Genomic DNA, 26,862 nt, shown 5'->3' on the forward strand with positions numbered 1-26,862 from the left:
CTCGCTCACAGCAGGTCCTCCCCGGTCACCGGATCGGGCGGCGCGGCCACCGGCGCGGCGGACGGCGGACCGCCGTGCGTCCACGGGGTGGCCTCCGCGTCGGGCAGATCGGGGCCACCGCGCGCGGTGTGCTCGAACAGCGTCCAGCGCACCTCGTCACCGACCGCGGGAAGCGTGCCCGCGTCCGGCTCCTTGCCGCGCCCCATGCCGTTCAACAGCCGCACGGTGAGCGTCCGCTGGTCCACCCAGCCGGTGAACTCCGCCTCCTGCACACGCCCGTCCGGCAGCGCGCGGTACAGCCTGCCGCCCTCGTCCAGATGCGGCAGGTCCTCGGTGGCGAGCGTCACCAGCGGCCGGGGCCTGGGAACCTTCGCCGCCGAGTACGCCATCTCGACCGCGGTCACCTCGCCCGCCAGCGCCTCACCGGCCAGCCGTCGCCCGGCCATCACCAGCGGGTCGTCCAGCGCCTCGCCCGCGTCCAGCCGAGCCTGCGCGGTCTCGCGTCCGGCGAGCTTCTGCGCCGCGGCGACCGCGTCGTCCCGCCGGGGCTGCGGCGGCTCCCCGGCGCGCACCCGGTCCCGGTGGCCGGTGAACGACCAGCGGTCCCGCTTCCAGCGCTCCTCCACGTGACCGCCCGGCGGCAGCCCGCGCAGCAGGTCGACGCCGCGCCACACGTCGTCCCACGCGGGCCGCGCCTGGCTCTCCAGCAGCGCCGTGATCTCCGCCACGGCGGCGGACGGGTCGGCGCCCCGGGTGCGGGCCGCGTCGTAGCGCGCCATCGCGGGCGCCAGCGCCTTGTTGTCGAAGACCGGGTCGGTCGCTGGACCGGCCGGCGGGCTGACCAGCAGGCCGCGCTCGTTGCGCACCACCTGCGCGCGCGTGGCCGCCTCCCGTCCCGTCATGCCCGGCGGCGGGTCGATCCAGCCCAGCAGCGCGCCCAGGTGCTGGTCCTCCAGGCCGCTCTGACCGGTCGCCCAGTGCCGGGTCAGCAGGTCGGTCATCGCCACCAGCAGCGCGCTGCCCGGCACCCGGGCCCGTTCGCCGAAGTGTGTCAGCCAGCGGCCCAGCAGCGGGACGCGGGAGGGCGCCGGATAGGGTTCGTCGGGGTTCTCCTCGGCGGTGCGGCGGAAGCGGGTGGCCCGGCCGAGCAGCCGCACGTAGTCGATCCCGGCCGCGTTCGGCACGATCAACTGCGGGGCGTCGGCGCACAGTTCACGCTCGACGGCCACCTTCTTGCCGGTCTCGGGATCGGTCTCCTTGCCGGGCTCGAACTCGACGCCGTCCTCGTATCCGGTGACGTACGGCAGGATCTCGTCGGCAAGCTCGGCCAGGAAGGCCGACCTCAGGTCGCGGTCGCGCGGCTGGGGCACGACGAGCAGCCTGGGCCGGTCGCGGTCGGTGCCGACCAGGGCGCCCAGCGGTGCCCCGACCTCGCCGGCGGTGGTCAGCGGCACGAAGACCAGCGGCCGGTCGGACAGCCACCGGTGCCGCACGGTCGCCAGCGGGCGGGCCCGCCCGGCGGCCACGGCCTCGGCCCGCGCCAGCGTCGTCATCAGGGACATGACGCCTCCCGACCCAGCGCCTCGGTCCGCAGCGCCGCCGCCCGGCGCAGGGCCACCGCCGCCGGATCGTCCTCGTGGCCGTCCCCGACCCGGCCGTCCCGGTCGCCGTACGCCGCCGCCAGCACCCGTTCCACCGTGGTCAACGTGCCCAGCTCACCCCGCACCGAGCGGCCCAGCGCCTCGACCGCGCCCCGCTCCCTCGCCCGGTCCCGGCAGTGGTAGGCGAGTTCGCAACTGGCCAGGCACTCCGGCGCGTACGTGGCGGGCACCGCCTCGACGGCCTCGGCCAGCTCGCCGGGCGGACGCTCCCGCGTGACGTCGAACGTCGTGCCCTCCGGCAGGGTCGCCGCGATCCGCTCCACCTTCGTCATCCGGGCCAACTGCCGCCTGGTGACCGCCAGTTGCCTGCGTACGTCGACCAGCTCCGCGGTCGGCGCGTTGGAGAAGTCCTTCGGGCACACCAGCAGCACGTCCGGCCGGGGCGCCGTCGCGTCGAGCCGCTCCAGGGCCAGCACGTAGACCGCGGCCTGCCGGGCCGCCGCGCCGACCTTCACCGGGTCCGCCGCGCCGTCCAGGATCGGGAAGGACTTGACCTCGATCACCGTCCAGCCACCGTCCGGGCGCACGGCCACCGCGTCGGGCTCCAGGTAGACGGGGGCGCCCGCCACGTCGAGCACCAGCAGCGGATGGTCGAGCAGTGTCCAGCGCTTGGCCGCCGTCGCCTCCCGCAACGCCAGCCCGGTGCGGGCCGCTCGGCCCTCGGGGCCCGCCGCTGTCAGGTCCGGCACCTCGGCGGTCTCGCTCTCCGCCGCGCCCAGCAGTCGCAGCAACTCGGCGCAGCCGTCCGCCTTGACGCGGGCCTCGAACGCGTTGCCCCGGGCGAACGCGAACTGCGACTGGCCGAACCGCTCCGGCGAGCCCAGCGCCCGCGCCACCGCGCCCTTGTCGACCCCGGCCGCGTCCAGCACCGCGCGCCGCCCGCACCCCGGGTTGGCCGCGAGCGCCGCCAGCGCCCGGGCGTCCAGCGGACGCGGCGGCACCCCGGGCCCGCGCAGCCCGGCCCACCGGGCGCGCTGGTCCACGGCCGCGGACCGGCTGTCGCTGAAGTCGTTCACGCCCGGCAGTCTGGCATCCGCCACTGACAGCGCGCCGTCCGCCACCGGCAACGCGCCGTCCGCGCCGGGCGAACGGGGTCCGGCGCGGCGGGCGGAAGGCCTAGCGCCGTACGGGACGAATCGTTTCGGTGGAGTGCCGTTGCGCAGGGAGCGGGTGGCCGGTCCGCACGGCGGTCCCGGGCCCGGCCACCTCGACCGCCCGGCCGCCGGCCCCGGCCACCGCGACGTCCCCGGCGGCTGCCGCTGCGGCCCCGGCGTCGGACACCGGCGCCCTCACCGCGCCCAAGGGAGTCCCCGTCCCGGCCGTGCTCACGGGAGCCCCCGTCCCGGCCGCGGAAGCCCCCGCGTCCTGGACGGCGGCCCCCGCGAAGGCGGTCCGCACCCGTGCCACCAGCCGCCGGGCGGGCCGGGTCAGCAGCAGCCCGACGCCCATCACCAGCGCCCCGGCGAGCGTGTCGAGCAGGTAGTGGTTGGCGGTGCCGAGCACCACCAGCGTGATCAAGAGCGGATACGCCACGCCCAGCGCCCGCGCCAGCGGATTGCGCGCGTAGCGCCACAGCATGATCCCGCACCACAGCGCCCACCCGACGTGCAGACTGGGCATCGCCGCGTACTGGTTGGTCAGCCCGCCCATGCCCTGCGGCGCGCTGGCGTCCGCGCCCCACCAGCCGAACGACGCGTACTGCGCCAGCGTGTCGTGGAACCCGGACCCGCCGGGCAGCAGCCGCGGCGGCGCGGTGGGGAAGAGGGTGAAGCCGACCAGCCCGATCAGGGTGGAGATCATCAGCCAGGTGCGCATGAACAGGTAGTGGCCGCTGTGCCGGCGCCACAGCCATATGAGCACACCGGGGGTGATGACGTAGTGCAGCGTCGCGTACGCGAAGCAGGCCGGGACGCCCAGCCACGCGGCCTGCGTGAAGGCGGAGTTGAGCAGGTGCTCGGGGTCGATGTGCAGCAGGCGTTCGGCGCGCAGGATCGCGTGCGCGTGCCGGACGGCGGACGTGGTGTCACCGGCGACCAGCAGCCGGCCGGCCGAGTAGGCGGCGTAGACGGCGGCGATCAGCGGCAGCTCCGCCCACCAGCGGGGCCTGCTCCTCGACGCGTCCCGGGCGCGGGCTGCGGTGCTGGACATCCGTCTCCGTCTCCTCCGTCGGCCCCGCGGGCCGAACCCCCGCGCGGCGGTTTCGCGCGAGCGCTCTACCGTACGCCGTACGTTAGGGCGACGGGTGGGCGGGTACGCGGTAGGACGCCGGGCGGTGGGCGGGGGTTGCCTCATCAGTGGCATGCTTCACGGCGGCAACGGCAATGCACCGCGGCCCCACCCGCCCCGTCCCCGGCCCACTCGACACCGCACGCCGCCGCCCGTCCGCCGCCCACGTCCCCGCCCGCCCGTCATCCCCGGACCGTGCCGCCCATGACCGACCGCTCGTCACGCCGTCCCCGTGCCCCGCGGGGCACCCTCAACCGCGAACGCGTCCTGGCCGCCGCCGTCGACCTGCTCGACCACGCGGGCCCGGACGCCTTCACCATGCGCGCGCTCGCCCAGCGGCTCGGGGTCGGCACGATGGCCGTCTACAGCCACTTCCAGGGCAAGGACGAGATCATCGACGCGGTGCGCGACCTGCTGTTCTCCGAGGTCGAACTGCCCGCCGAGGACACCGGCCGGCCCCCGCACGCCGAACTGCGCGAACTGTGCCGCGCGGTCTACCGGCTGCTGTCCGAGCACCCGTCCGTGCTGCACCTGCTGGCCACCCGCCCGGTCCAGGGCGACGAGGGCACGCTGTTCGCCGAGCGCGCCCTCGGGCTGCTGCGGCGCGCCGGGCTCGACGGCCCGGCCGCGGCCCGCGCGTACACCGCGGTGATGCAGTACACGGTGGGCGCCGCGCTGTGGACCGCGCGAGGGCGCAGGGCGCGCGCCGCGAAGGGCTGCGACGACGTGGCCGAACGGCTGCGTTCGCGCTTCGCGGGCCTGCCGCCCGACCGCTACCCCTGCCTGACCGGACTCGCGCCCGAGCTCGCGGCGGCGCAGGACGGCATGCCGCAGTACGAGCACGGGCTGAACGCCCTGTTGGCGGGGCTGCTCGGCGGATCGGACGGTGAGGGATGATGGAACGGAAGTCCCCGGTCCGCATCCTGTCGGGACCGTGTCCCGTCAGACCGTGACGCCCGTCCGTCGAAAGGCCCCCGCGCATGTCCCCGGCCCCGCGCCTCCTCCTGGTCCGGCACGGCCAGACCGACTGGTCGCGCACCGGCCGTCACACCGGCCGCACCGACGTCCCGCTCACCGAGGAGGGTCGCCGCACCGCGCGCCTGCTGGGAACCCGGCTGCACGGCGCGCCGTGGCACGGCCTGCCCGACGTCGAGGTCCGCACCAGCCCGCTGGCCCGCGCCGCCGAGACCTGCGCGTTGACCGGCTTCGGCGACCGGGCCAAGGAGTGGGACACGCTGATGGAGTGGGACTACGGCGCCCACGAGGGACTGACCCCGGAGCAGATCCGGTCCGCCCGGCCCGGCTGGCTGGTGTGGCGGGACGGCGCGCCGCGGGGCGAGTCCGTGGCCGCGATGACCGCGCGCGCCGACGAGGTCGTCGAGTGGGCGCGCGGCAGCGACCGCGACGCGCTGGTCTTCGCGCACGGCCACTTCCTGCGCGCCCTAGGCGCCCGCTGGCTCGGCCACGACCTGTCCTTCGGCGCCGCGCTGCGGCTCGACCCGGTCTCGCTGTCCGTCCTCGGCTGGGCCTACGGCGCCCCGGCGATCGAGCGCTGGAACGACACCGGCCACCTCGACGGCAGCTGAACTCCCGGGCGGGCGGGGCGAGATGACGCCGCCGCGCCCGGCCCGCCGCTACGCCGATGACGCCTCCAGGCCCTCGTGCCGGGCGAGGAAGTCGGCGACCGCGGTGCGCCGCCGGTACGGACGCAGGCTCGCGGCGGCGCCGTCCAGCATGCTCTGGATGCGCGAGGAGCGCACCCGGCGGCCCAGCAGGCTCAGCGCCCGGTGCCCGGCCTGCGCCGCCTCGTCCGGCTCGCCCAGCGCCGCCAGGTCGGAGGCCAGCTCGGCGCTGTACAGGGCGATGTTGCGGGTGAAGTGCGGATCCTGGAGCGCCACCCCGCGCCGCGCGTGGGCGGCGGCCCTGCGGTAGTCGCCCAGCCGGGACCAGCACTGCGCCTCCAGGCCCTCCAGTTCCGCCTCGCCGTAGAACGTCATCCACTCCGGGTCCGCGTCGCACGGCCCCTTGCCGTACAGCCGCTGCGCCCGCGACAGCGCGCGTTCGCAGGCCGGGCGGTCGCCGAGCCCGGCCCAGCCGCCCGCCTCGCGCAGCGCGAGCAGCGACAGCAGCCGCGACGACCCCAGGCGGCTCGCGGCCTGCTGGGCGGCCTGCGCGGCCCGCACCGCCTCGCGCGGCCGGTCGTCGTCGCGGGCCAGGAACGAGGTGTTGCAGAAGGCGTGCGCCTCCAGTGCCGGGTCCCCGGCCATCCGCGCGGTGGCCAGCGCCTCCGCGTAGTACGAGCGGGCGTCGGCGTGCCGTCCGGAGTCGTGCGCCAACCAGCCCACCGAGATGGCCAGTTCCCCGGAGCCCGTGTGCAGCCGGTCGGCGACCGCCTGGTGGTGGGCGCCCTGGTCGAGGAGGGCGTAGGCGTTGCGCAGCGACTGCCCGGCCCGCTGGTAGAGGGTGTCGGCGCCGTGCCGGTCGTCCAGCAGCCTGATCCGCCGCACCGCCTCCTCGACGGCGCGCACCTCCCCGTCGCCGACCCTGCGCGGCGACGGGATGGCGCCCTGGCTCAGCGGCAGGGTCGCGCCGAGCGCGGCGGCCGGGCCGCTGGTGATGAATGCGCGACGCAGCACGTCGCTCTCCTCGTCGTTCCTCGGTGGTTCTCGGTCGGCGCCGCGCTGCGGCCCGGCCCGGCGCCCGCGGACCGCCTCGCGCGGCGCGAACCCCAGTTCCTCCAGCGTGCGGCCGGGGAACATGTGCTTGAAGACCCGCTCGTAGGCGTAGTTGGGACACCGGATCTCGCCGGCCTCCACGCGTCCGACGTACCGCGCGTCGCAGCTGACGCGTTCGCCGATCTCGCGCGCGGCACGCCGCACCGCGGCTGAGAACTCGCCCGGCGACAGGTCGCCGCGCAGCCTGCGGAAGGCGGCGTTGGGAACGGGTCTCGGCCTGGGGAATGACGGTGAGGGTGCCACGGGAGGCCTCCCCTTGGTCGTGCTGAGGGCTGGATCGGCGGGACGACGGTACCGGCTGTGACCGGGTCGGCACGGGCTGTTCGGAACAAGATTGGCTACAAACGGGATATCTCACCCCGGATTCGCCATGAACTGCCATCCTTTGCGGCGGTCCGCACACGTAGCGTTGACGCCACTCGCGCGTTGTGCACGGTGTACGGGCAGTGTCGTGTGCGGCAGCACTGACAGCGAGGCGAGGAGGGTTTCCCTTGTTGGACACCGGTGAGGCGCACGGGCCGGCCGCGACGGCCCGGCAGGAGCCGCTCGCGCGTCCCATGCCTCCCGCGCCGGACTGGGACCTGGTGACGGTCCCGTCCCGGCAGGGCCTGGAGGCCGTCGACATCCTGCGGCTGCGCACCGGCGTGGGCCCGGTGCTGCACGACACCAGCGGCGACACCCTGGGCTTCCTCGTCCCGGCCGGCACCGCGGGCTGCTGGGACCTGCCCGGCAGCGCCTGCACCCGCACCGACGGCCGGGGTACGCGGTTCGCCGACGAGCCACCGGTCGCGGGCACCGGCTGGCTGGTCCCGCCGCGCGGCAGCCACCCGGTGACCGACCCGGTGCTGCTGCGCATGGCGCTCGGCGAGGCGGCCCGCACCATCGAGGCGGCGGACGGCCTGTAGCCCCGGCCCCCAGGACCGACCCGACGCCGAACCCGGCGGGGGCCGATACTGGGGGAGTGGCAGGCACGAAGCGACGCGGCAGAGCACGGGACCCCGAGGTCCTGCGGGAGGCGGTGGACGGCGGGACCGCCGAACTGGTCCCGGACCGCGACCGGCCCCGCGCGTTCTCGCTGCTGATCGACGGCGCCCCGCAGTCGCACGTCGACCTCGACGATCCGGCCCGCCTCGACTTCGCCTACCAGCGCCGCATGGGCCACGTGGCCGACCTGGTCGCCCCGCCGGGCAGGCCGGTGCACGTCGTCCACCTGGGGGGCGGCGCGCTGACCCTGCCGCGCTACGTCGCCGCGACCCGGCCGCGCTCCACCCAGCAGGTCGTCGAGGTGGACGCCGCCCTGGTCGACCTGGTGCGCCGGGAACTGCCGCTGGACCGCGCCTGGCGGATCAGGGTGCGCGGCGGCGACGCCCGCGAGGGACTGGCGAAACTGCCGGAGGGCTGGGCGGACCTGGTGATCGCCGACGTCTTCCACGGCGCCCGCACCCCCGCGCACCTCACGACCGTCGAGTTCCTCGACGAGGTCGCCCGGGTGCTGCGCCCCGGCGGCTGGTACGCGGCGAACCTCACCGACGGCGGTCCGCTCGCCTTCCTGCGCGGGCAGGTCGCCACCGCGCACAGCCGATTCGAGGAGGTCGTGCTCGCCGCCGACCCGGCGGTGCTGCGCGGACGCCGTTTCGGCAACGCGCTGCTGCTCGCCGCCAACCGCGAGCTTCCGGTCGCCGACCTCACCCGCCGCACCGCCACCGATCCGCACCCCGGCAGGGTCGAACACGGGCGCCCGCTGCGGGACTTCACCGGCGGCGCGGTCCCGGTCACCGACGCGACCGCGCAGGCGTCACCCGCTCCTCCGGAGTCGGTCTTCCGGTAAACGTGGACGCACGTCACGCCTTCGGGTGATTTCCGGCGGCTTCTGGAAGGACCGCGGGCGGACCGGCTCGCGCGGTCGGTTCCCAGCCGGGCTCGCGCGGTCGGTTCGCCGTCAGCTCGCGGCGGTCAGCTCCCGTAGGTCTGCACGGTCGGCGGATGCCCGTTCCAGGTGCAGAAGATGGACGAGGTGTGCACGCCGGAGGTGAAGTCCACCCGGATCCAGCCCGGCTCCTTCCACACCTTCGTCGACCAGCCGCTGTCCGGGGTCGCCGACACCAGCGTCGCCGAGGACGGCCCCAGCACCAGCGCCACCCGGCCGCCGGTCACCTCGTAGCTGTGCACGTCACCGGTGGTCGACCCGCCGGACGCGGTGGAACCGGCCCGGCCGGGCGGGCGCTCGGGCGTGGTGGACGCCGAGGACGAGGGGGCCGCGGAAGACGACCGGGCGGCCGCCGGCCTTCGCGGTCCGGTCGTGGGGGGTGACGGCGCGAGCGACCCGTTCACGCCGGCCGAGGGCAGGCCGCCGGAGATCGGCAGCGCGCGCGGCGGATCGTAGACGGTGCCGGCCAGCACGGTGTGGACGCCGAACCACGACAGCGCGATCGCCGCGCCGGTCGCCAGCGTCCACGCCCCGGCGTGCACCAAACCTCGTCGCATGGCGGCCCATCCTGCCGCACCGCGCCCGTCCGTCAAGCGCCGCCCGCCCCACCCGGCGTACGCCGGTCCGATTCCGCCCGCGACATGGGCGTTCGCGGTAGAGTACGCCGCCCGCACGGGCGCTCACCGCCGGTTCGGCGCCGGGGACCGAGGGCCACCGCATGGCGTACGGTGCCGGGCATGGCAAGTGTGCTCGTCGTCGAGGACGACCAGTTCGTGCGCTCCGCGCTGATCCGGCATCTCACCGAGGCGGGCCACACGGTGCGCAGCGTCGGCACCGCGCTGGAGGCCCTGCGCGAGGTCGCCCAGGTCGGGTTCGACGTCGTCGTGCTCGACCTCGGGCTGCCCGACCTCGACGGATCCGAGGCGCTGAAGATGCTGCGCGGCATCACCGACGTGCCCGTCATCATCGCCACCGCGCGTGACGACGAGACCGAGATCGTCCGGCTGCTGAACGACGGCGCCGACGACTACCTGGTCAAGCCGTTCTCCGTGGAACACCTGTCGGCGCGGATGGCGGCCGTGCTGCGCCGCACCCGCGGCACGCAGGCGTCGCAGGTGCTGCGGGTCGGGCAGTTGAGCATCGACACCCAGCGCCGCGAGGCCGAGCTGGACGGGGTCCGGCTCGACCTGACCCGGCGGGAGTTCGACCTGCTGGCGTTCCTCGCCGCCCGCCCCGGCGTCGTCGTGCCGCGCCGCGAACTGCTGACCGAGGTGTGGCGGCAGTCCTACGGCGACGACCAGACCATCGACGTCCACCTGTCCTGGCTGCGCCGCAAGCTCGGCGAGACCGCGGCCAGCCCGCGCTACCTGCACACGCTGCGCGGCGTCGGCGTCAAGATCGAGGCGCCCCAGCCGCCCCATGCCCCCCGGCCACCGCACGCCGCGGAGCCTTCGCGATGAGATGGGCGCTGGTCAAGGTGGTGGTCGCGGTCACCGTCATGGTCGTGCTGGCGTTCGCCGTGCCGCTGGGCCTGGTGGTACGGGAGATGGCCCGCGACCGCGCGCTGACCAACGCCGAGCGCCAGGCCGCCGCCATCGACCCGGCGCTCGCCATCACCACCGACCGCACCCAGCTGGAACGCGCGGTCGCCTCCACCCAGGCGGGCGCGGACGGCCGCATCGCGGTGCACGTCCCCGGCGACGGCGGCGCCGGCGGCGCGGGGGCGAGCACGGGCGTCGAGATCGGCAGCGGTCACGCGCCGGCCGCCGACGTGGCCGCCGCCGCCCGCCTCGGCAAGGCCTTCACCCTCACCGTCCCCGGCGGCTACGCGCTGCTGCAACCGACCGCCGTGGACTCGGGGTTCGCCGTCGTCGAGGTCTACGTGCCGGAAGCCGACGTCACCCGGGGCGTGACCACCGCGTGGCTGGTGCTCGCACTGGTCGGCGCCGGGCTGGTGGTCGGCTCGGTGGCGATCGCCGACCGGCTCGGCACCCGGCTGGTGCGCCCCGCCCGCAGACTCGCCACCGCCGCCCGCGACCTGGGCCGCGGCGACCTGGGCGTACGGGTCCAGGAGGGCGGGCCCAGCGAACTGCGCTCGGCCGCAGCAGCGTTCAACTCGATGGCCGACCAGGTCAGTCAACTGCTCGCAAACGAACGCGAGTTGGCGGCCGACCTGTCGCACCGCCTGCGCACCCCGCTGACCGTGCTGCGCCTGAACGCCGCCTCCCTCGGCGAGGGCCCGGCCGCCGAGCAGACCCGGGAGGCGGTCGCCCAACTGGAGCGCGAGGTCGACCAGATCATCCGGACCGCCCGCGCCCAGCGCACCGCCGCGCCCACCGCCTCCGGATGCGACGCGGCCGAGGTGATACGCGAACGCATGGCGTTCTGGGCGGCGCTCGCCGAGGACCAGGGCCGCAGCGCCCGCACCGCCGGGGTGGACCGCCCGGTACGGGTGCCGGTGCCGCGCGCCGAACTGGCCGCCGCCCTCGACGCGTTGCTCGGCAACGTCTTCCGCCACACCGCCGAGGGCACCGCCTTCGCGGTCGACGTTCACAACGGCGACGACGCGGTCATCGTGCTGGTCTCCGACGCGGGCGGCGGCATCGGGGACCCGGCGACCGCGCTGCGCCGGGGCCAGGGCGCCGGCGGTCCCGGCTCCACCGGCCTCGGCCTGGACATCGTGCGCCGGGTCGCCGAAACCACCGGCGGCGACGTGGCGTTGGGACGCTCGGTGCTGGGCGGCACCGAGGTGCGGCTGCGGCTCGGGCTGCGTCCGCGCGACGGCCGCGGCGGGCGCGGTCATCGGGTGAGCCGACGCGGTGCGGGATGGGCGGCGGGCTGGCGCGGGGCCGCACGGCACGGCTTCCGCCCGCAGGCCCCCCGCACGGGCGAACGGCCGTCGAAGGTCTGAACCATAATCGTCGCCGATCACTGCCTTAAGCCCGCCATAAGAACCCCAACCCCCGCCCTGAACTGGCCTTTTGTCCGATTCCCTGCCGCTAGCGTGCTGCCGCCCCCACATCGACGCACCCCCGTGAGGCAGGTCTTCCCCCATGAGTTCTTCGCACCGCCGCCGTCCCAGCCGCAAGGTCAAGGCCATCGGCGCCGTCGCCGTGGCAGCGGCGATGGCCGGCACCGCCTTCGCCCTGGCCGGCTCGGCGCAGGCCGCGACGCTCGGCGCCGCGTACACCGCGACCAGCACCTGGGACGGCGGCTACACCGGCCAGTACGTCGTCACCAACTCCTCCGGCCAGGCGCTCGACAACTGGACGCTCACCTTCGACCTGCCCTCCGGCACGTCGATCAGCTCGCTGTGGAACGGCAAGTACACCGTGAGCGGCGGCAAGGTCACCGTCACCGGTGAGGACTGGGACAGTTCGATCCCGGCGGGCAAGTCGGTCACCGTGGGCTTCGTCGCCACCGCCTCCGGCGGCAGCGCGGCGGCACCCACCGGCTGCCTGATCGACGGCGCCAAGTGTTCGGTGGATGACGGCCCGACGCCCACCCCGACCGGGCGGCCGACCTCCACCCCCACGCCGACGCCCACCGCGACCCCGACGCCCACCTCCACCCCCACCGGGACGCCGACCGCCACGCCCACCAGCGGCGGCAGCTCCTCCGACGCGGGCTTCGCCCCGTACGTCGACACCTCGCTCTACCCGCCGTTCGACCTGACGGCGGCCGAGAAGGCCACCGGCGTCAAGCAGTACAACCTCGCCTTCGTCACCGACGGCGGCTCCTGCACCCCGAAGTGGGGCGGCGTGACCGCGGTCGGCGACGACAGCACGGCAGGCCAGATCGACGCGCTGCGCGCCGCCGGCGGCGACGTGCGGGTCTCCTTCGGCGGCGCCAACGGCAACGAGCTGGCCACCACCTGCTCCTCCGCCTCCGCCCTGGCGACCGCGTACGGGCAGGTGATCGACGCGTACAAGCTCACCAAGGTGGACTTCGACGTCGAGGGCGCCGCGCTCGGCAACACCGCCGCCAACACCCGCCGCGACCAGGCGATCGCGCAGCTGCAGAAGAGCCACCCGAGCCTGAAGGTCTCCTTCACCCTGCCGGTGCTGCCCTCCGGCCTCACCCAGGACGGCGTCAACCTGCTGACCGACGCCAAGACCAACGGCGTGGACATCGACGCGGTCAACGTGATGGCGATGGACTACGGCGCCAACTTCCCCAGCGACATGGGCCAGAACGCCATCGACGCGGCGACCGCCACCGAGGCGCAGGTCAAGAGCGTGCTGGGGATCTCCGACGCCGCGTCATGGAACAAGATCGCGGTCACCCCGATGATCGGCGTCAACGACACCAGCTCCGAGATCTTCACCCTGGACGACGCGAGCAAGCTGGTGGCGTTCGCCAAGTCCAAGGGCCTGGCCTGGCTGTCGATGTGGTCCGCCACCCGCGACAAGCAGTGCGACGGCGGCGCCCAGTCCTACGCGTCCCCGACCTGCTCGTCGATCACGCAGGCGCCGAACGCGTTCGCGAGCGCCTTGTCCGCGTACACGAAGTGACGGCGCGCCAGTTTCCGCTGCTCCTTTGAGCCCGTACCGCCCCGGCCGGTCACCCCACCGACGGCCGGGGCGGTACGACCACGTCCTGCGCGGTGCGGGCGCTACCGGGCCCGGGAGCCGCCATCGCCGCCGCCGTTGCCGTTCTCGTCGGCGATCGCGCGGTGGTGGCGGACGACCTCCTCGATGATGAAGTTCAGGAACTTCTCGGCGAACGCCGGATCGAGGTGCGCGTCCTCCGCAAGCCGCCGCAGCCGGGCGATCTGGGCGACCTCGCGGGCCGGGTCTGCGGGCGGCAGGTCGTGCGCCGCCTTGAGCCGCCCGACCTGCTGGGTGCACTTGAAGCGCTCCGCGAGCAGGTGCACCAGGGCCGCGTCGAGGTTGTCGATGCTGGAGCGCAGCCGCAGCAGCTCGGCGCGCGCGGAGTCGCCCACGCTCGCCGCCTGGCCGAGATCGCGCGGGTCCGCCTGCTCCCGGCCCGCGCCGCCGTCCCGCTCGCTCATAGCTCGTACCCCTCCGTACGCACGTGCCCCTGCGTGCGCGGGCCCCTGGTCCGGACGCGCATCAGGGACACTCCCACCATTTCGCGCCGACCCTAGCCGATCCGCCCCCCACCCCGCCGGACCGTCTCGCGGCCCGGACGGGGTCGCGCCGCGGGCCCGGGCAATCCGGGCCCGCGCCGGGGAACACCTCCTAGGAGCAGGTGTCCAGCATCTGCCCCAGCGCCGTCTTCTCCGCGCTGGTCGCCGTCAGCTTCCACACCCACTTCACCCGTGTGTAGTCCTCCGCGTACGTGCACCAGAAGGCGTGGTTCGCCGGCTTCCACTCGTCGGGACTGGAGTCGCCCTTGCTGGAGTTGGATGACTCGGAGGCGATGATCAGCTGCGGGTCGGTGAGGTCGTTGCCGAAAGCTTTCCGCTGATCCGCGGTCCACTTGTCCGCCCCGGAACGCCAGGCGTCGGCGAGCGGCACCATGTGGTCGATGGTCGCCTGCGCGACCACGGTGACCGTCTTGCCGTCGTAGGCCGAGTACCACGAACCGCTCGACGGCTGACACCCGCCCGACTCCTCGACGACGTCCGACCCGTCCCTGGCCAGCACGTCCTGCCGGGTGGTGCAGTGGTCGGGCTGCTTGGCCCATATGTCGAACGCGGAGCGCGCGTACCCGGTCATGGGATCCGGGGCCGCGACGACGAGGGCGGCAAGCTCGGTGCGGGCGGTGGCGAGCGAAGGCGGCGCGGGCGGCGCGGCGGAGGCGGGCCCGGCGGCCACCGCGACGGCCACGAGCGCGGCGACCGCGCCGAGGGCGGCGGTGCGGCGGGTGCCCGTGGGGCGGGCGGTGGCGGCGCGTCGGGCGGTGGCGGGCTCGGCGGGGCGCGCGGGGGTGGGGGTTCGGCGCATGGGGGCTCCCTGGAGGCTGGGTGAACGGGAACGCCAATCTCCGCACGCCTACCCAGATTTAACGTGAACATGACAAGAATGGGAGCGGTTCGGGGGCCAACAGCACGGTATGAGGCGGGAGTTGGCGGTGTCTGTGGTCCGACGGATGCCGAACCTGCGACGGCCGTCACGGGTGCGCTGAGGTGCTGGTGGCCCTGCGGTACGGGAGGCGTACGTGAAGGGGGCCGTACGCAAAAGACCAGGGTCCGACCCGCCGTGCGGATCGGACCCTGTCGTCAGGGTGAGTGACGGGACTTGAACCCGCGACATCCTGGACCACAACCAGGTGCTCTACCAGCTGAGCTACACCCACCATCACCGGCGCTTCTCGCACCGGCCGAGAAGAAGCATACAGGGTTTTCCAGGGTGCTCGCTGCCACCATTCCGTGCGGCGGGGCGTCGGCCGGGGCGGCCCCGCCGCACGCGAAGGCGGCTAGCCCTCGCGTGCGGGCAGGACGTGTTTCGCGGCGATCGCGCGGGCCGTGTCGGTGTCGGGACCCGGCTGCGGCACGAAGACCGCCTCGCGGTAGTACCGCAGCTCGGCGATGCTCTCGCGGATGTCGGCGAGCGCCCGGTGGTTGCCGTTCTTGGGCGGACTGTTGAAGTACGCCCTCGGGTACCAGCGCCGGGACAGCTCCTTGATCGAGGAGACGTCCACGATGCGGTAGTGCAGGTGCTGCTCCAGCTCCGGCATGTCCCGGGCGAGGAAGCCGCGGTCGGTGCCGACCGAGTTGCCGCACAGCGGCGCCTTGCGCGGCTCCTTCACCCAGGACCTGACGTAGTCGAGCACCTGCCGCTCCGCCTCGGCGAGCGTGGTGCCGCCGGACAGCTCCTCCAGCAGGCCGGAGGCGGTGTGCATCTCCCGCACCACCTCCGGCATCGTCTCCAGCGCCTCGGCCGGCGGCTTGATCACGATGTCCACCCCCTCGCCAAGGACGTTCAGCTCGGAGTCCGTGACGAGGGCGGCGACCTCGATCAGCGCGTCATGGCGCAGCGAGAGCCCGGTCATTTCGCAGTCGATCCACACCATGCGGTCGTTCATGCGTCTCACCCTACGGGGCGATCGCGTTGACCCGGCATCGCCGTGCTGCGAGCGGCCTGCTGGCCCAGGACCTGCCCCGGTGCCGGGCGGCCCCCGGCACGCTCCGGGCGCAGCCTGGTCAGCCCCGCCGCCCTGGCCAGCCCGGCCAGCTCCGCGCCGTCCGCGCGCCCGTGCTGCTCGGGCAGGCGTATCGCGTGCGGATCGGGCTCCGTGCGGCCCGGGTCCATACCACCGCTCTCGGCACCGGGACCCCGGCGCTGGTGCGGCAGCGTCTCACCGCGTGACCCCTCGCCGCGCTCCAGGCGGTCCGGACGGTCGGGGCGCCCGTCGGCACCCCGGTCCGCCCGGTCCGCGGGATCCTGCGGACGGCGTGCGCGGAACGCCGTCCGGTACGAGGCCGGGGAGGAGCCGAGCTGGCGGCGGAAGTGCCCGCGCAGCGCCACCGGCGACCGGAAGCCGCAGCGGCCCGCCACCTCGTCCACCGAGTAGTCCGACGTCTCCAGCAGCCGCTGCGCCTGGAGCACCCGCTGGGTGATCAGCCACTGCAACGGCGCGCTGCCGGTGAGCGAACGGAAACGGCGGTCGAAGGTGCGACGGCTCATGTACGCGCGGGCGGCCAGCGTCTCCACGTCGAACTGCTCGTGGAGGTGCTCCAGCGCCCACGCGACGACCTCGGCCAGCGGATCCCCGCCGATCTCCTCGGGTAAGGACCGGTCCAGGTAGCGCTCCTGGCCGCCGCTGCGGCGCGGTGGCACGACCAGCCGCCTGGCCAGCGCGTTGGCCGCGTCCGAGCCGTGGTCGGTGCGCACCACGTGCAGGCACAGGTCGATCCCGGCCGCGGTGCCCGCGGAGGTGAGGATGTCCCCGTCGTCCACGAACAGCTCGCGCGGGTCGACGTGGACCGACGGGTACCGCTTGGCGAGCGTCGGCGCGTACATCCAGTGGGTGGTGGCCGGGCGGCCGTCCAGCAGGCCCGCGGCCGCCAGCACGAAGGCGCCGGTGCACAGGCCTATGATCCGTGCCCCCTCCTCGTGCGCCCTTCGCAGCGCGGCCAGCGCCGAGGCCGGCGGCGGCTGGGAGATGGAACGCCAGGCGGGCACCACGATGGTGCCGGCCCGGCCGAGCGCGTCGAGCCCGTAGGGCGCGGACAGCTCCAGGCCGCCGGTGGTGCGCAGCGGGCCGTCCTCGCCCGCGCAGACCAGCAACCGGTAGCGCGGGACCCCGGCGTCCTGGCGGTCCACCCCGAAGACCGACAGCGGGATCGAGCTTTCGAAGATCGGGCCGCCGCTGAACATCAGTACGGCGACGACCTCCTTACGGCGCCGTGCGGAGAGTTTGCGTCCCGGCACCGCCGTGGTGGTGCCGCTGCCCGCCTGGGACGAGACACGGACTGACGGGGTGGTGATGACCTCCGTCGCCGCTCCGGTCCTGGAGTCCTGGGTCATGGCGGATGAGCCCCCCTCGGTAGAAGCAACGTCCTTTCGGTACTGCACGTTTCCCCCGCCGTGTTACCCAAGATCGAATCTACTGCGTTCGCTGCGGATGAGGTGACAAGTTCACCATCCGGTACTAAGTCGACATGACAACTTGGCGCGAAGCATTCGATCACGAAGCGTTCCACTGACCGGGCCCGGTGGGAAGTGCGCCTCGGGCCCGTCTGCCGGTAACCCCCTGGTGTGGCTGGCTTTGGGCATTCTGCGCCGTCACGTTCGCGCAGGTCGAGAGGGGGTGGGGAACTCTTGTTCCCGACCTCGTGGGCACGATGGGAAGTTGGCCGAAAAGAGCCGTCGAAGATGCCCGCACCACCCGTCAACGCGCCGTCGTGCGCCCTGTGTTGAGGCGTGCGCCGGAGCGCGCCCCGGAAGCCGGTCGTCCGGTCCTTCCGGTTACCGGCCGCCCGGTCGTTGAACGGGCAGGTCATCGATGGGAACACGGTCCGGGCGGCCGGTCCTGGGGACCGAGGGCCCAAGCCGGACGGGCGGTTCGCGGCCTTCCCCCGTGCGGTGAATCCAGCCTCCGGAGGTTGACGCGGGGAGGGTTACCGAAGGGGTGAAACGGGGTACGCAATACCCGCGTCCGGCGGCCATGGGCGTTGCGCTTCGCGCCCGGCTCCGGCATTCTCTCGGGAACTTCGGGTTACCGACATCGCGGCGGAATGCCTGGCCTGTCTGTGCAGCAGCATGTCGTCGCCGTACCCTGGAGGCAGTGGGAGGGCAATGCCCATACCGGCCATTGTCGGCCGGTCCCGCGGTCACCGGTGTGCACGCCAGACCTGTCCGCTCCAGCGACGCCGCAGGCGCCGCCTCTCCCGAAAACCCCATCATGGCCGGTTACGAGTTCCCCGACCCCGCCGACGGCAAGCCGATCGCCGACTTCGGCACGGCCCAGCCCGCGGCGGACGCAGAGACCCACCACCACTGCGATCCGGCGTTCCAGCACGGGGTGGTGGTCGGCTTCGACGGATCGGTCTCCAGCGAGCGGGCGCTCGCCTACGCGATCGGCATGGCTCGCAGGGCCGGCTCCGGGCTGATCATCGTGCACGTCGCCAACCGGCTGCCCGCGACGGTCTGGGCCGGCTGCGAGCCGCCCGTCTTCGTGGACGTCCCCGACCACCGCACGGAAGTCCTCGGCCTGGAGCTGGCCTGCGCGGACCACCTGGGCGACGTCTCGTGGGTCCTGGTCGAGCGCGGCGGCGACATCTGCCACGAACTGGAGGAGGTCGGCCGCGAGTACAGCGCCGACGCGATCGTCGTCGGCGGCACGCACGGGATCATCGGCAAGATCTTCGGCTCGGTGGCGGGCCGCTTGGCGCGGCGCGCGCAGCGCCCGGTGATCGTGATCCCGTGAGCCCGAACGCCTGAAGGGGCGCCGAGTCGTGACGATGTGCGGCTCCGCCGCGGGGCGCGCTCAGCCAGTACGGGCCGGTGGCCGGGCCGCTACCGCAAGTGGCATGGCGAGTGGCCGACTGCGGATTCGTTGTGGCTGGTCGCGCCCCCCGCGGCGGAGCCGCGCAAGGTCACAGCCCCGCGCCCCTTCGTGGTGACCGCTATTCCACCGTCACGGACTTCGCAAGATTCCGCGGCTTGTCGATGTCGCGGCCCAGCGCCAACGCGGCGTGGTAGGCGAGGAGTTGAAGCGGGACGCCGAGCAGGATCGGGTCCAGTTCGGGCTCGTTGCGGGGGACGACGAGCGTGTCGTCGGCGATCTCGTGCACCCGGTGGCCCACCGCAAGGATCCGGCCACTGCGCGCCTTGATCTCCTCCAGCGTCGCCCGGTTCTTCTCCAGCAGCTCGTCGTCGGGGATGATCGCCACCGACGGCACCTCGGGCTCGATCAGCGCCAGCGGCCCGTGCTTCAGCTCGGAGGCGGGGTACGCCTCGGCGTGCACGTACGAGACCTCCTTGAGCTTCAGCGACGCCTCGCGGGCCACCGGATAGCCCCGCACCCGGCCGACGAACATCATGCTCTTCGCGTCCGCGTAGCGGGCCGCGAGCCGCTTGATCCCGTCCTCGCCGCGCAGGATCTCAGCGATCTGCTCCGGCAGCCTGCGCAGGCCCTCGATGATCCGGCGCCCGTCGGCGACCGACAGGTCCCGCACCCGGCCCAGGTGCAGGGCGAGCAGCGCGAAGGCGACCGCGGTGTTGGTGAAGCACTTGGTGGAGACCACGCACACCTCGGGACCGGCGTGCACGTACACCCCGCCGTCCGTCTCCCGGGCGATCGCGGACCCCACCACGTTGACCACGCCGAGCACCCGCGCGCCCTTGCGCTTGAGCTCCTGCACCGCCGCCAGCGTGTCGTAGGTCTCGCCGGACTGGCTGACCGCGATGTAGAGGGTGTCGGGGTCCACCACCGGGTTGCGGTAGCGGAACTCGCTGGCGGGCTCGGCGTCGGCCGGGATGCGGGCCAGCTCCTCGATCATCTGGGCGCCGATCTGACCCGCGTGGTACGCCGAACCGCAGCCGAGGATCTTCACCCGGCGCACCGCACGCGCCTCGCGGGCGTCGATCCCCAGGCCGCCGAGGTGCACGGTGGCGAAGCGGTCGTCGATCCGGCCGCGCAGCACCCGGTCGACCGCGTCCGGCTGCTCGCAGATCTCCTTGTGCATGTACGTGTCGTGCCCGGCCATGTCGTATGACTCGGCGGCCCACTCGATGGTGGTCGGCGCGGCGGAGGTGCGGCTGCCCTCGGTGGTGTACGTGCGGTACTCGCCCGCCTTCAGGGTGGCCATCTCGCCGTCGTCCAGCGTGACGACCTGGTTGGTGTGCCGGACCAGCGCGGCGACGTCGGAGGCGACGAACATCTCGTTCTCCCCGATGCCCAGCACCACCGGTGAGCCGTTGCGCGCGACGACGATCCGGTCGGGGAACGCGGCGTGCAGCACGGCGATGCCGTACGTGCCCTCGACCACCGCCAGCGCCTCGCGGACCTTGGCCTCCAGGGTCTCGGCGGACGAGCGGCCGATCAGGTGGGCGACCACCTCGGAGTCGGTCTCGGAGGCGAACTCCACGCCGTCCGCGACGAGTTTGGCCCGCAGGTCGGCTGCGTTGTCGATGATGCCGTTGTGCACCAGGGCGACCTGCCCCTCAGCGTCCAGGTGCGGGTGGGCGTTCTCGTCGCTGGGCGCGCCGTGGGTGGCCCAGCGGGTGTGGGCGATACCGGTCGTGCCGGAGAAGCGCTTGGGCAGCCGCTCGTCCAGCTCGCGCACCCGGCCCTTGGCCTTGACCGTCCTGAGCGCGCCGGACCTGCCGGCCACCGCGACACCGGCGGAGTCGTAGCCGCGGTACTCCAGCCGCTGAAGTCCTTCGAGCAGCAGCGCAGCGGCGTCCCGCTTCCCGATGTATCCGACGATCCCGCACATGACTGGGCCCTTTCTGGGTCGTTTGCCGTCGTGCCCGGCCGCGCTTCCTCAACCGCCCTCAGACCGCCCTCAGCCGTGGTCGGCCGTCCTCAGCCGTAGACGATGCGGCGCAGCTGCCGCAGCGAGAACGCCGGCGGGGACACCGCGCGGTGCGGCAGCTCCTCGGCGATCCGCTCGAAGATCTCGGCGTTCGCCAGCCCCCTGGCCTGCAGTTCCCGATGCCGGCGGCGGACGAAGTCCTCCGCCGGCTCGTCGAAGTACGCCAGGACGTCCAGCACCACCCGGGCGGCCTCGCCGCGTCGCAGCGGTGTGGTCCGCACCAGGTGGTCGATGAGGTCGTCGTGTGACACCCGGCGTTCGAGCACCGGACGATCCTGCGCGATCAGGTCCGGGCACCGCAACAATCCTGCCCGATATCGGGCAGGCATCGCGAGAAACGGCACCCGGATGGCGTGCGAACGGTGCGACGCGCCGCCTCCGGAACGCGCTCAGGCCGCGACCCGGACGGGGGCCACGGCCTGAGTAGGCGAGGTGCGGGAGGACTGCGGCTACGCCGTGACGCCCAGCTCGCGGGCGATCAGCATGCGCTGCACCTCGCTGGTGCCCTCGCCGATCTCCAGGATCTTCGAGTCCCGCCAGAACCGCGCCACCGGGTACTCGTTCATGAAGCCGTAGCCGCCGTGGATCTGGGTGGCCTCGCGCGCGTTGGTGACGGCGGACTCCGAGGAGTACAGCTTGGCCAGCGCCGCCTCCTTCTTGAACGGCTCCCCGCTGATCAGCCGCGCCGCCGCGTCCCGCCACGCCAGTCGCGAGGTGTGGGCGCGCATCTCCATGTCGGCCAGCTTGAACTGGATCGCCTGGTTGGCGCCGATCGGCCTGCCGAACGCCTGCCGGGTCTTCGCGTACTGCACCGACTCGTCCACGCAGCCCTGCGCCAGCCCGGTGCCCAGCGCCGCGATGGCGATCCGGCCCTCGTCCAGGATCCGCAGGAACTGCGCGTACCCCCGGCCGCGCTCGCCGACCAGGTTGGCGGCCGGCACGCGGACGTCGGCGAAGGACAGCTCGCGGGTGTCCGAGGCGTTCCACCCGACCTTGGAGTACGGCGCCGCCACCGTGAAGCCCGGGGTGCCGGAGGGCACGATGATCGCGGAGATCTCCGGACGGCCGTCCTCCTTGCGGCCGGTGACGGCGGTGACCGTGACCAGGCCCGTGATGTCGGTGCCGGAGTTGGTGATGAAGCACTTGGTGCCGTTGATCACCCACTCGTTCGTCGCCTCGTCCAGCCGCGCGGTGGTCCGCGTGCCGCCCGCGTCGGAGCCGCACTCCGGCTCGGTCAGCCCGAACGCGCCCAGGATCTCGCCCGCGCACAGCCGGGGCAGCCACTCGCGCTTGTGCTCCTCGGTGCCGAACCGGAAGATCGGCATCGCGCCCAGCGACACTCCGGCCTCCAGGGTGATGGCGACCGACGAGTCGACCCGGGCCAGTTCCTCCAGCGCCAGGCAGAGCGCGAAGTAGTCGCCGCCCATGCCGCCGTAGCTCTCCGGGAACGGCAGGCCGAACAGGCCCATGCGGCCCATCTCTCGCACGATCTCGTACGGGAACTCGTGCCGTTCGTAGAAGTCGCCGATCTTCGGCGCGACGACGTCGTGGGCGAACTGCTCGACGGTGCGCCGCAGTTCCTCGTATTCGGCGGGCAGCCGGTGGTCGATCGACATGGTGACTACTCCTCGTGGGAGAGGGCGCGGACGGTGCGGGACGGGCTGGGTCGGCCCAGGTGCCCGGCCATCCACACGCTGGTGGCGGTGAGGCGGGCGAGATCGACCCCGGTGTCGATGCCGAGACCGGTCAGCATCCACACGAGGTCCTCGGTGGCGAGGTTGCCCGTGGCGCTCTTGGCGTACGGGCAGCCGCCGAGGCCTCCGGCCGAGGCGTCCACGGTGGTGACGCCGAAGCGGAGGGCGGCCAGGGTGTTGGCGAGAGCCTGGCCGTAGGTGTCGTGGAAGTGCACCGCGAGGCGTGCGGCGGGCAGCCCCGCGTCGCCCAGCGCGGTCAGCAGCGCGGTGACGTGACCGGGGGTGGCCACGCCGATGGTGTCGCCGAGGCTCAGCTCGTCGCAGCCGAGGTCCGCCAGCCGCTTCGCCACCGCGGCCACCTGGTCCACCGGCACGGCGCCCTCCCAGGGGTCGCCGAAGCACATCGACAGATAGCCGCGCACGCTCGCCCCGGCGTCCCTGGCCTTGGCCACCACGGGCTCGAACATGGCCAGCGACTCGTCGACCGTGCGGTTGAGGTTGGCCTTGGCGAACGACTCGGTCGCGCTGCCGAACACCGCGATCTCGCGCACCCCGAGCGCCAGCGCCCGGTCCAGGCCGCGTTCGTTGGGCACCAGGACCGGCAGCCGTACGCCGGCCAGATCACCGAGCAACGGCATCAGGGCTTCGGCGTCGGCGAGTTGGGGCACCCACTTGGGGTGCACGAAGCTGGTCGCCTCGACGGTGGTCAGCCCCGCGTCGGCGAGGCGGTGCACGAACTCGGCCTTCACCTCGGTCGGCACGGTGGCCTTCTCGTTCTGCAACCCGTCGCGCGCGCCGACCTCGTGGATGCGCACCCGCGCCGGAAGCCCCGGCTCGGGCGCGACCATGGGCAGGCCGGAGGGCTTGGCGCCCGGTTCGTCGATGGCCGTCACCGGTCCGCCTCGCTCTCGCTGTCGTGCGCCGCGACGTCGCTGTCGTGCGGTACGACGACCGCGAGGACCTGGTCCATCGCGACCGTGCTGCCCGGGGTGACGTTGATCTCGGCGACCGTGCCGTCGTGCGGGGCGGCGATGACGTGCTCCATCTTCATCGCCTCGACCACCAGCAGGCTCTGGCCGGCGGTCACCTCGTCCCCGGCCGACGCCTTGACCACCGTGACGGTGCCCGGCATCGGCGCGGTCAGCGTGTCGGTCCCGGCCGCCCCGGCGCCGCCACGCAGCGCCGCCTCCACCGGGTCGTGACCGGTGACGTGCCAGGTGTGGCCGTCGCGGCCGAGCCAGTCGCCGGCCCGGTGGAAGACGTGGGTGACGCCGTCGTGGTGCAGCACGACCCGCGTGCCGCCGCCGCGCACACGCGCCGCCACCGGTTCGCCGTCGCCGACCCTGACCTCGCCGTCGCGCACCAGCACCCGCACCGGCTCGTGGCCCGGCACCCGCAGGTGGACCGGCGTCCACGCCGCCTCGCCGCCGAGCCGCCAGCCGCTGACCGAGTCGAACGGGTCGACCCAGCCGCGCTCGTCGGCCACCGGCTCCCGGGCCGCCCGCCGCAGCAGCGCCGCCGCCGCGTACACCTCGTCGGGCACGGCGTCCTCGACGAGCGTGTCCACGTCCCGCTCCACCAGCCCGGTGTCCAGCGTCCCCGCGACCACGTCGGGGTGGCCCAACAGCCCGCGCAGGAAGCCCGCGTTGGTCTGCACGCCGAGGATCACGGTGTCCGCCAGCGCCGCCCGCAGCTTGCGCAGCGCGGTCGGCCGGTCCGGGCCGTAGGCGATGACCTTGGAGAGCATCGGGTCGTAGAGGCTGCCGATCTCGGTGCCCTTGCTGAGCCCCGAATCGGTGCGCACCCCGTCGCCGTCCGGCTCGGTCAGCGCCAGCACCGTGCCGCCGGAGGGCAGGAAGCCGCGGGCCGGGTCCTCGGCGCAGACGCGGGCCTCGATTGCGTGGCCGGTGAGCGTGACGTCGTCCTGGCCGAAGGCGAGCGGCTCGCCGCAGGCCACCCGCAGCTGCCACTCCACCAGGTCGAGACCGGTCACCAGTTCCGTCACCGGGTGCTCGACCTGGAGCCGGGTGTTCATCTCCATGAAGCAGTACGCCGAAGGGTCGGCGCCCGGCACGATGAACTCCACGGTGCCCGCGCCCACGTAGCCGCAGGAGCGGGCGGCCTGCACGGCGGCCTCGCCCATCGCGGCACGGGTGGCCTCGTCCAGCAGGACCGAGGGGGCCTCCTCGATGACCTTCTGGTGGCGCCGTTGCAGCGAGCACTCGCGCTCGCCGAGGTGCACGACCGTGCCGTGGGCGTCCGCCAGCACCTGGATCTCGATGTGCCGAGGGCGGTCGATCCAGCGCTCGACCAGCAGCGTGTCATCGCCGAACGAACCGCGCGCCTCGCGCCGGGCAGCGGCGATCTCGTCGGCGAGCAGCGCCTCGTCGCGCACCAGCCGCATGCCCTTGCCGCCGCCACCCGCCGACGGCTTGAGCAGCACCGGGGTGCCGATCCGCCGTGCCGCCGCGATGAGTTGCTCGTCGCTCAGGCCGCTGCCGCTGGATCCGGGGACGACCGGGACCCCGGCGACCTCGACGGTCTCCTTGGCGCGGATCTTGTCGCCCATCAGCTCGATGGCGCCGGCCGGCGGGCCGATGAAGACCAGCCCTGCGTCCTCGCAGGCCCGGGCGAACGCCGCGTTCTCGGCGAGGAAGCCGTAACCGGGGTGGACCGCCTGTGCGCCGGTGCGGGCGGCGGCCTCCAGCAGCCGGTCGATCCGCAGGTAGCTGTCGGCGGCCGACGGCGGCCCGATGCGCACCGCGGTGTCGGCCTCGACGACGTGCCGGGCGCCGGCGTCGGCGTCGCTGAAGACGGCGACGGAACGCACACCCAGGCGGCGCAGGGTGCGGATCACCCGCACCGCGATCTCGCCGCGGTTGGCGACCAGCACGGTGTCGAACATCGGCCGCGTGCGGTGGGTCCGCTGTGCCGGGTCCAGTGGTGTCTGGTGTGTCAGGTCCATGAGTGTGCTCCCCCCTACATCCGGAAGACGCCGTAGCCGGGGGCGAGCGGGCCCCGGTCCGGGATGGGCGCGTTGGCGCAGGCGGTCAGGGCCAGGCCCAGCACCGTGCGGGTCTGGAGCGGGTCGATCACGCCGTCGTCCCACAGCCGCGCGGTGGCGTAGTACGCGTTGCCCTGCGTCTCGTACTGGGCGCGGATCGGGTCCTTGAAGCGCTCCTCGTCCTCGGCCGTCCACTGCTCGCCCGCCGCCTCCAGCTGGTCGCGCTTGACGGTGGCGAGCACCGAGGCGGCCTGCTCACCACCCATCACGGAGATCTTCGCGTTGGGCCACATCCACAAGAATCGCGGAGAGTAGGCGCGACCGCACATCGAGTAGTTGCCCGCGCCGTAGGAGCCACCGATGACCACGGTCAGCTTCGGCACCCGGGTGCAGGCGACCGCGGTGACCATCTTGGCGCCGTGCTTGGCGATGCCGCCCGCCTCGTACTGGCGGCCGACCATGAAGCCGGAGATGTTCTGCAGGAACAGCAGCGGGATGCCGCGCTGGTCGCACAGCTCGATGAAGTGCGCCCCCTTGAGGGCGGACTCGCCGAACAGGATGCCGTTGTTGGCGACGATGCCGACCGGGTGGCCGTGCAGCCGGGCGAAGCCGGTGACCAGCGTCGTGCCGTACTCCGCCTTGAACTCGGCGAACCTGCTGCCGTCCACCAGCCGCGCGATGACCTCGCGCACGTCGTACGGCGTACGGGAGTCGACGGGGACGGCGCCGTAGAGCCCGGCGGGGTCGACCGCGGGCTCCTCGACCGGCTCCACGGACCACGGCAGCGGGCCGCGGGCGGGCAGCGTGCCGACGATGTCGCGGACGATGCGCAGCGCGTGGGCGTCGTCGTGCGCGAGGTGGTCGGTGACGCCGGAGACCTTGGAGTGCACCTCGCCGCCGCCCAGTTCCTCGGCGGTCACCACCTCGCCGGTGGCCGCCTTCACCAGCGGCGGGCCGCCGAGGAAGATCGTGCCCTGGTCGCGCACGATCACCGCCTCGTCGCTCATCGCGGGCACGTAGGCGCCACCCGCGGTGCACGAGCCCATGACGGCGGCGATCTGCGGGATGCCGCGGGCGGACATGGTGGCCTGGTTGTAGAAGATCCGGCCGAAGTGCTCGCGGTCGGGGAAGACCTCGTCCTGCCGGGGGAGGAAGGCGCCGCCGGAGTCCACCAGGTAGACGCACGGCAGCCGGTTCTCCAGGGCGACTTCCTGGGCCCGCAGGTGCTTCTTGACGGTCATCGGGTAGTACGTGCCGCCCTTGACGGTGGCGTCGTTGGCGACGATCACCACCTCGCGGCCCGAGACCCGCCCGATCCCGGCGATCACGCCGGCCGCCGGAGCCTGTCCCTCGTACATCCCGTCCGCGGCCAGCGGCGCCAGCTCCAGGAAGGGCGAGCCGGGGTCCAGCAGGCCGTCCACCCGGTCACGGGGGAGCAGCTTGCCGCGTGCGGTGTGCCGGGCGCGGGACTTCTCCCCGCCGCCCAGCCTGGCGGCGGCCAGCTTCTCGCGCAGCCGGGCCGACAACTCGGCGTGCGCCGCCGCGTTGGCCGCGAAGGCGTCGGAGGCCGGATCGGCCGCGCTGCGCAGCGCGGGTGGTGCCGTGTCACGCATGTCGTGGGCTCCCTTGCACACGTACGCGATGGGTGGTCGCCGGGGCGAT

General features: G+C 73.8%; 23 protein-coding genes and 1 tRNA gene. 8 read left to right on the plus strand and 16 right to left on the minus strand.

Going from position 1 to position 26,862, the window contains the following annotated elements:
* Nucleotides 1-5: 5 nt before the first annotated feature.
* The 3 genes from CK485_RS04575 to CK485_RS04585 form a co-directional block, all read right to left on the minus strand.
* Nucleotides 6-1,562, minus strand: coding sequence for a hypothetical protein (locus tag CK485_RS04575; protein WP_109447155.1), 1,557 nt, complete (start codon nt 1,560-1,562; stop codon nt 6-8).
* The gene (locus tag CK485_RS04580; RefSeq protein ID WP_241968128.1) at nt 1,553-2,677 is read right to left on the minus strand and encodes a hypothetical protein; all 1,125 of its coding nucleotides are present in this window, start codon (nt 2,675-2,677) and stop codon (nt 1,553-1,555) included. The genes CK485_RS04575 and CK485_RS04580 overlap by 10 nt, the downstream gene beginning before the upstream one ends.
* 100 nt (nt 2,678-2,777) lie before the next feature.
* Nucleotides 2,778-3,809 (minus strand): phosphatase PAP2 family protein, encoded by a 1,032-nt coding sequence (locus CK485_RS04585; RefSeq protein WP_109447157.1) that lies wholly within the window; start codon nt 3,807-3,809, stop codon nt 2,778-2,780.
* A gap of 282 nt (nt 3,810-4,091) precedes the next feature.
* Between CK485_RS04585 and CK485_RS04590 the strand changes: the two genes are divergently transcribed.
* On the plus strand, nt 4,092-4,784 hold the full coding sequence (locus CK485_RS04590; protein WP_109447159.1) for a TetR/AcrR family transcriptional regulator: 693 nt from the start codon (nt 4,092-4,094) through the stop codon (nt 4,782-4,784).
* Nucleotides 4,785-4,867: 83 nt separating this feature from the next.
* Entirely contained in the window at nt 4,868-5,473 is a 606-nt protein-coding gene (locus tag CK485_RS04595) for a histidine phosphatase family protein (RefSeq protein ID WP_109447161.1), read from the plus strand.
* A gap of 48 nt (nt 5,474-5,521) precedes the next feature.
* On the opposite strand, the gene CK485_RS04600 is transcribed toward CK485_RS04595, so the two are convergent.
* Nucleotides 5,522-6,865: a transcriptional regulator gene (locus tag CK485_RS04600; RefSeq protein ID WP_109447163.1), complete on the minus strand. Its 1,344-nt coding sequence runs from the start codon at nt 6,863-6,865 to the stop codon at nt 5,522-5,524.
* Nucleotides 6,866-7,179: 314 nt separating this feature from the next.
* Here CK485_RS04600 and CK485_RS04605 point away from each other — a divergent pair, with 314 nt between their 5' ends.
* Together CK485_RS04605 and CK485_RS04610 are read left to right on the plus strand one after the other, a co-directional pair.
* Nucleotides 7,180-7,527 carry a hypothetical protein gene (locus tag CK485_RS04605; protein WP_109447611.1) on the plus strand — a complete coding sequence of 116 codons (348 nt, stop codon included), beginning with the start codon at nt 7,180-7,182 and terminating at the stop codon, nt 7,525-7,527.
* A gap of 56 nt (nt 7,528-7,583) precedes the next feature.
* Nucleotides 7,584-8,450: a fused MFS/spermidine synthase gene (locus CK485_RS04610; protein ID WP_109447165.1), complete on the plus strand. Its 867-nt coding sequence runs from the start codon at nt 7,584-7,586 to the stop codon at nt 8,448-8,450.
* A 125-nt stretch (nt 8,451-8,575) separates the two neighbouring features.
* Here CK485_RS04610 and CK485_RS04615 read toward each other — a convergent pair whose 3' ends face one another.
* Nucleotides 8,576-9,106: a hypothetical protein gene (locus tag CK485_RS04615; protein WP_109447167.1), complete on the minus strand. Its 531-nt coding sequence runs from the start codon at nt 9,104-9,106 to the stop codon at nt 8,576-8,578.
* A 180-nt stretch (nt 9,107-9,286) separates the two neighbouring features.
* Between CK485_RS04615 and CK485_RS04620 the strand changes: the two genes are divergently transcribed.
* The 3 genes from CK485_RS04620 to CK485_RS04630 all read left to right on the plus strand — a co-directional run bounded on the left by CK485_RS04620 (nt 9,287) and on the right by CK485_RS04630 (nt 13,063).
* Nucleotides 9,287-10,009 (plus strand): response regulator transcription factor, encoded by a 723-nt coding sequence (locus tag CK485_RS04620; protein ID WP_109447169.1) that lies wholly within the window; start codon nt 9,287-9,289, stop codon nt 10,007-10,009.
* On the plus strand, nt 10,006-11,460 hold the full coding sequence (locus CK485_RS04625; protein WP_109447171.1) for a HAMP domain-containing sensor histidine kinase: 1,455 nt from the start codon (nt 10,006-10,008) through the stop codon (nt 11,458-11,460). Before CK485_RS04620 ends, CK485_RS04625 begins: the two co-directional genes overlap by 4 nt.
* Before the next feature lie 142 nt (nt 11,461-11,602).
* Nucleotides 11,603-13,063, plus strand: a complete 1,461-nt coding sequence (locus CK485_RS04630) for a cellulose binding domain-containing protein (RefSeq protein ID WP_109447173.1) — start codon at nt 11,603-11,605, stop codon at nt 13,061-13,063.
* Nucleotides 13,064-13,164: 101 nt separating this feature from the next.
* On the opposite strand, the gene CK485_RS04635 is transcribed toward CK485_RS04630, so the two are convergent.
* The 5 genes from CK485_RS04635 to CK485_RS04655 all read right to left on the minus strand — a co-directional run bounded on the left by CK485_RS04635 (nt 13,165) and on the right by CK485_RS04655 (nt 16,837).
* Nucleotides 13,165-13,563, minus strand: coding sequence for a chorismate mutase (locus tag CK485_RS04635; RefSeq protein ID WP_109447175.1), 399 nt, complete (start codon nt 13,561-13,563; stop codon nt 13,165-13,167).
* Nucleotides 13,564-13,753: 190 nt separating this feature from the next.
* Entirely contained in the window at nt 13,754-14,461 is a 708-nt protein-coding gene (locus CK485_RS04640) for a DUF1524 domain-containing protein (protein ID WP_109447177.1), read from the minus strand.
* 279 nt (nt 14,462-14,740) lie between these two features.
* Nucleotides 14,741-14,813 (minus strand) — tRNA-His (locus tag CK485_RS04645).
* 120 nt (nt 14,814-14,933) lie between these two features.
* Entirely contained in the window at nt 14,934-15,542 is a 609-nt protein-coding gene (gene orn / locus CK485_RS04650; RefSeq protein ID WP_109447179.1) for an oligoribonuclease, read from the minus strand.
* A gap of 5 nt (nt 15,543-15,547) precedes the next feature.
* Nucleotides 15,548-16,837 (minus strand): helix-turn-helix domain-containing protein, encoded by a 1,290-nt coding sequence (locus tag CK485_RS04655; RefSeq protein WP_241968154.1) that lies wholly within the window; start codon nt 16,835-16,837, stop codon nt 15,548-15,550.
* Between the two features lie 1,027 nt (nt 16,838-17,864).
* Here CK485_RS04655 and CK485_RS04660 point away from each other — a divergent pair.
* Nucleotides 17,865-18,389 (plus strand): universal stress protein, encoded by a 525-nt coding sequence (locus tag CK485_RS04660; RefSeq protein WP_109447183.1) that lies wholly within the window; start codon nt 17,865-17,867, stop codon nt 18,387-18,389.
* Between the two features lie 199 nt (nt 18,390-18,588).
* Here CK485_RS04660 and glmS read toward each other — a convergent pair whose 3' ends face one another.
* The 6 genes from glmS to CK485_RS04690 all read right to left on the minus strand — a co-directional run bounded on the left by glmS (nt 18,589) and on the right by CK485_RS04690 (nt 26,813).
* On the minus strand, nt 18,589-20,403 hold the full coding sequence (glmS, locus tag CK485_RS04665; protein ID WP_109447185.1) for a glutamine--fructose-6-phosphate transaminase (isomerizing): 1,815 nt from the start codon (nt 20,401-20,403) through the stop codon (nt 18,589-18,591).
* 89 nt (nt 20,404-20,492) lie between these two features.
* The gene (locus tag CK485_RS04670; protein ID WP_109447613.1) at nt 20,493-20,768 is read right to left on the minus strand and encodes a hypothetical protein; all 276 of its coding nucleotides are present in this window, start codon (nt 20,766-20,768) and stop codon (nt 20,493-20,495) included.
* Between the two features lie 183 nt (nt 20,769-20,951).
* On the minus strand, nt 20,952-22,112 hold the full coding sequence (locus tag CK485_RS04675; RefSeq protein ID WP_109447615.1) for an acyl-CoA dehydrogenase family protein: 1,161 nt from the start codon (nt 22,110-22,112) through the stop codon (nt 20,952-20,954).
* Nucleotides 22,113-22,123: 11 nt separating this feature from the next.
* Nucleotides 22,124-23,044, minus strand: coding sequence for a hydroxymethylglutaryl-CoA lyase (locus tag CK485_RS04680; protein ID WP_109447617.1), 921 nt, complete (start codon nt 23,042-23,044; stop codon nt 22,124-22,126).
* 41 nt (nt 23,045-23,085) lie between these two features.
* Nucleotides 23,086-25,101 carry an acetyl/propionyl/methylcrotonyl-CoA carboxylase subunit alpha gene (locus CK485_RS04685; RefSeq protein ID WP_109447619.1) on the minus strand — a complete coding sequence of 672 codons (2,016 nt, stop codon included), beginning with the start codon at nt 25,099-25,101 and terminating at the stop codon, nt 23,086-23,088.
* Between the two features lie 74 nt (nt 25,102-25,175).
* A complete protein-coding gene (locus CK485_RS04690) occupies nt 25,176-26,813 on the minus strand; it encodes a carboxyl transferase domain-containing protein (RefSeq protein WP_109447187.1) in 1,638 nt (545 codons plus the stop codon).
* Nucleotides 26,814-26,862: the final 49 nt, after the last annotated feature.

It is taken from the genome of Streptomyces sp. ICBB 8177 (genome assembly GCF_003144095.1).
Lineage (GTDB): Bacteria > Actinomycetota > Actinomycetes > Streptomycetales > Streptomycetaceae > Streptantibioticus_D.

Excerpts from the sequence above, each read along its gene's own strand:
- CK485_RS04575 (WP_109447155.1), bottom strand. The coding sequence starts at position 1,562 with ATGTCCCTGATGACGACGCTGGCGCGGGCCGAGGCCGTGGCCGCCGGG.
- CK485_RS04585 (WP_109447157.1), bottom strand. The coding sequence starts at position 3,809 with ATGTCCAGCACCGCAGCCCGCGCCCGGGACGCGTCGAGGAGCAGGCCC.
- CK485_RS04590 (WP_109447159.1), top strand. The coding sequence starts at position 4,092 with ATGACCGACCGCTCGTCACGCCGTCCCCGTGCCCCGCGGGGCACCCTC.
- CK485_RS04595 (WP_109447161.1), top strand. The coding sequence starts at position 4,868 with ATGTCCCCGGCCCCGCGCCTCCTCCTGGTCCGGCACGGCCAGACCGAC.
- CK485_RS04605 (WP_109447611.1), top strand. The coding sequence starts at position 7,180 with ATGCCTCCCGCGCCGGACTGGGACCTGGTGACGGTCCCGTCCCGGCAG.
- CK485_RS04615 (WP_109447167.1), bottom strand. The coding sequence starts at position 9,106 with ATGCGACGAGGTTTGGTGCACGCCGGGGCGTGGACGCTGGCGACCGGC.
- CK485_RS04620 (WP_109447169.1), top strand. The coding sequence starts at position 9,287 with ATGGCAAGTGTGCTCGTCGTCGAGGACGACCAGTTCGTGCGCTCCGCG.
- CK485_RS04625 (WP_109447171.1), top strand. The coding sequence starts at position 10,006 with ATGAGATGGGCGCTGGTCAAGGTGGTGGTCGCGGTCACCGTCATGGTC.
- CK485_RS04630 (WP_109447173.1), top strand. The coding sequence starts at position 11,603 with ATGAGTTCTTCGCACCGCCGCCGTCCCAGCCGCAAGGTCAAGGCCATC.
- CK485_RS04635 (WP_109447175.1), bottom strand. The coding sequence starts at position 13,563 with ATGAGCGAGCGGGACGGCGGCGCGGGCCGGGAGCAGGCGGACCCGCGC.
- CK485_RS04640 (WP_109447177.1), bottom strand. The coding sequence starts at position 14,461 with ATGCGCCGAACCCCCACCCCCGCGCGCCCCGCCGAGCCCGCCACCGCC.
- orn (WP_109447179.1), bottom strand. The coding sequence starts at position 15,542 with ATGAACGACCGCATGGTGTGGATCGACTGCGAAATGACCGGGCTCTCG.
- CK485_RS04655 (WP_241968154.1), bottom strand. The coding sequence starts at position 16,837 with ATGTTCAGCGGCGGCCCGATCTTCGAAAGCTCGATCCCGCTGTCGGTC.
- CK485_RS04660 (WP_109447183.1), top strand. The coding sequence starts at position 17,865 with ATGGCCGGTTACGAGTTCCCCGACCCCGCCGACGGCAAGCCGATCGCC.
- glmS (WP_109447185.1), bottom strand. The coding sequence starts at position 20,403 with ATGTGCGGGATCGTCGGATACATCGGGAAGCGGGACGCCGCTGCGCTG.
- CK485_RS04680 (WP_109447617.1), bottom strand. The coding sequence starts at position 23,044 with ATGGTCGCGCCCGAGCCGGGGCTTCCGGCGCGGGTGCGCATCCACGAG.
- CK485_RS04685 (WP_109447619.1), bottom strand. The coding sequence starts at position 25,101 with ATGTTCGACACCGTGCTGGTCGCCAACCGCGGCGAGATCGCGGTGCGG.
- CK485_RS04690 (WP_109447187.1), bottom strand. The coding sequence starts at position 26,813 with ATGCGTGACACGGCACCACCCGCGCTGCGCAGCGCGGCCGATCCGGCC.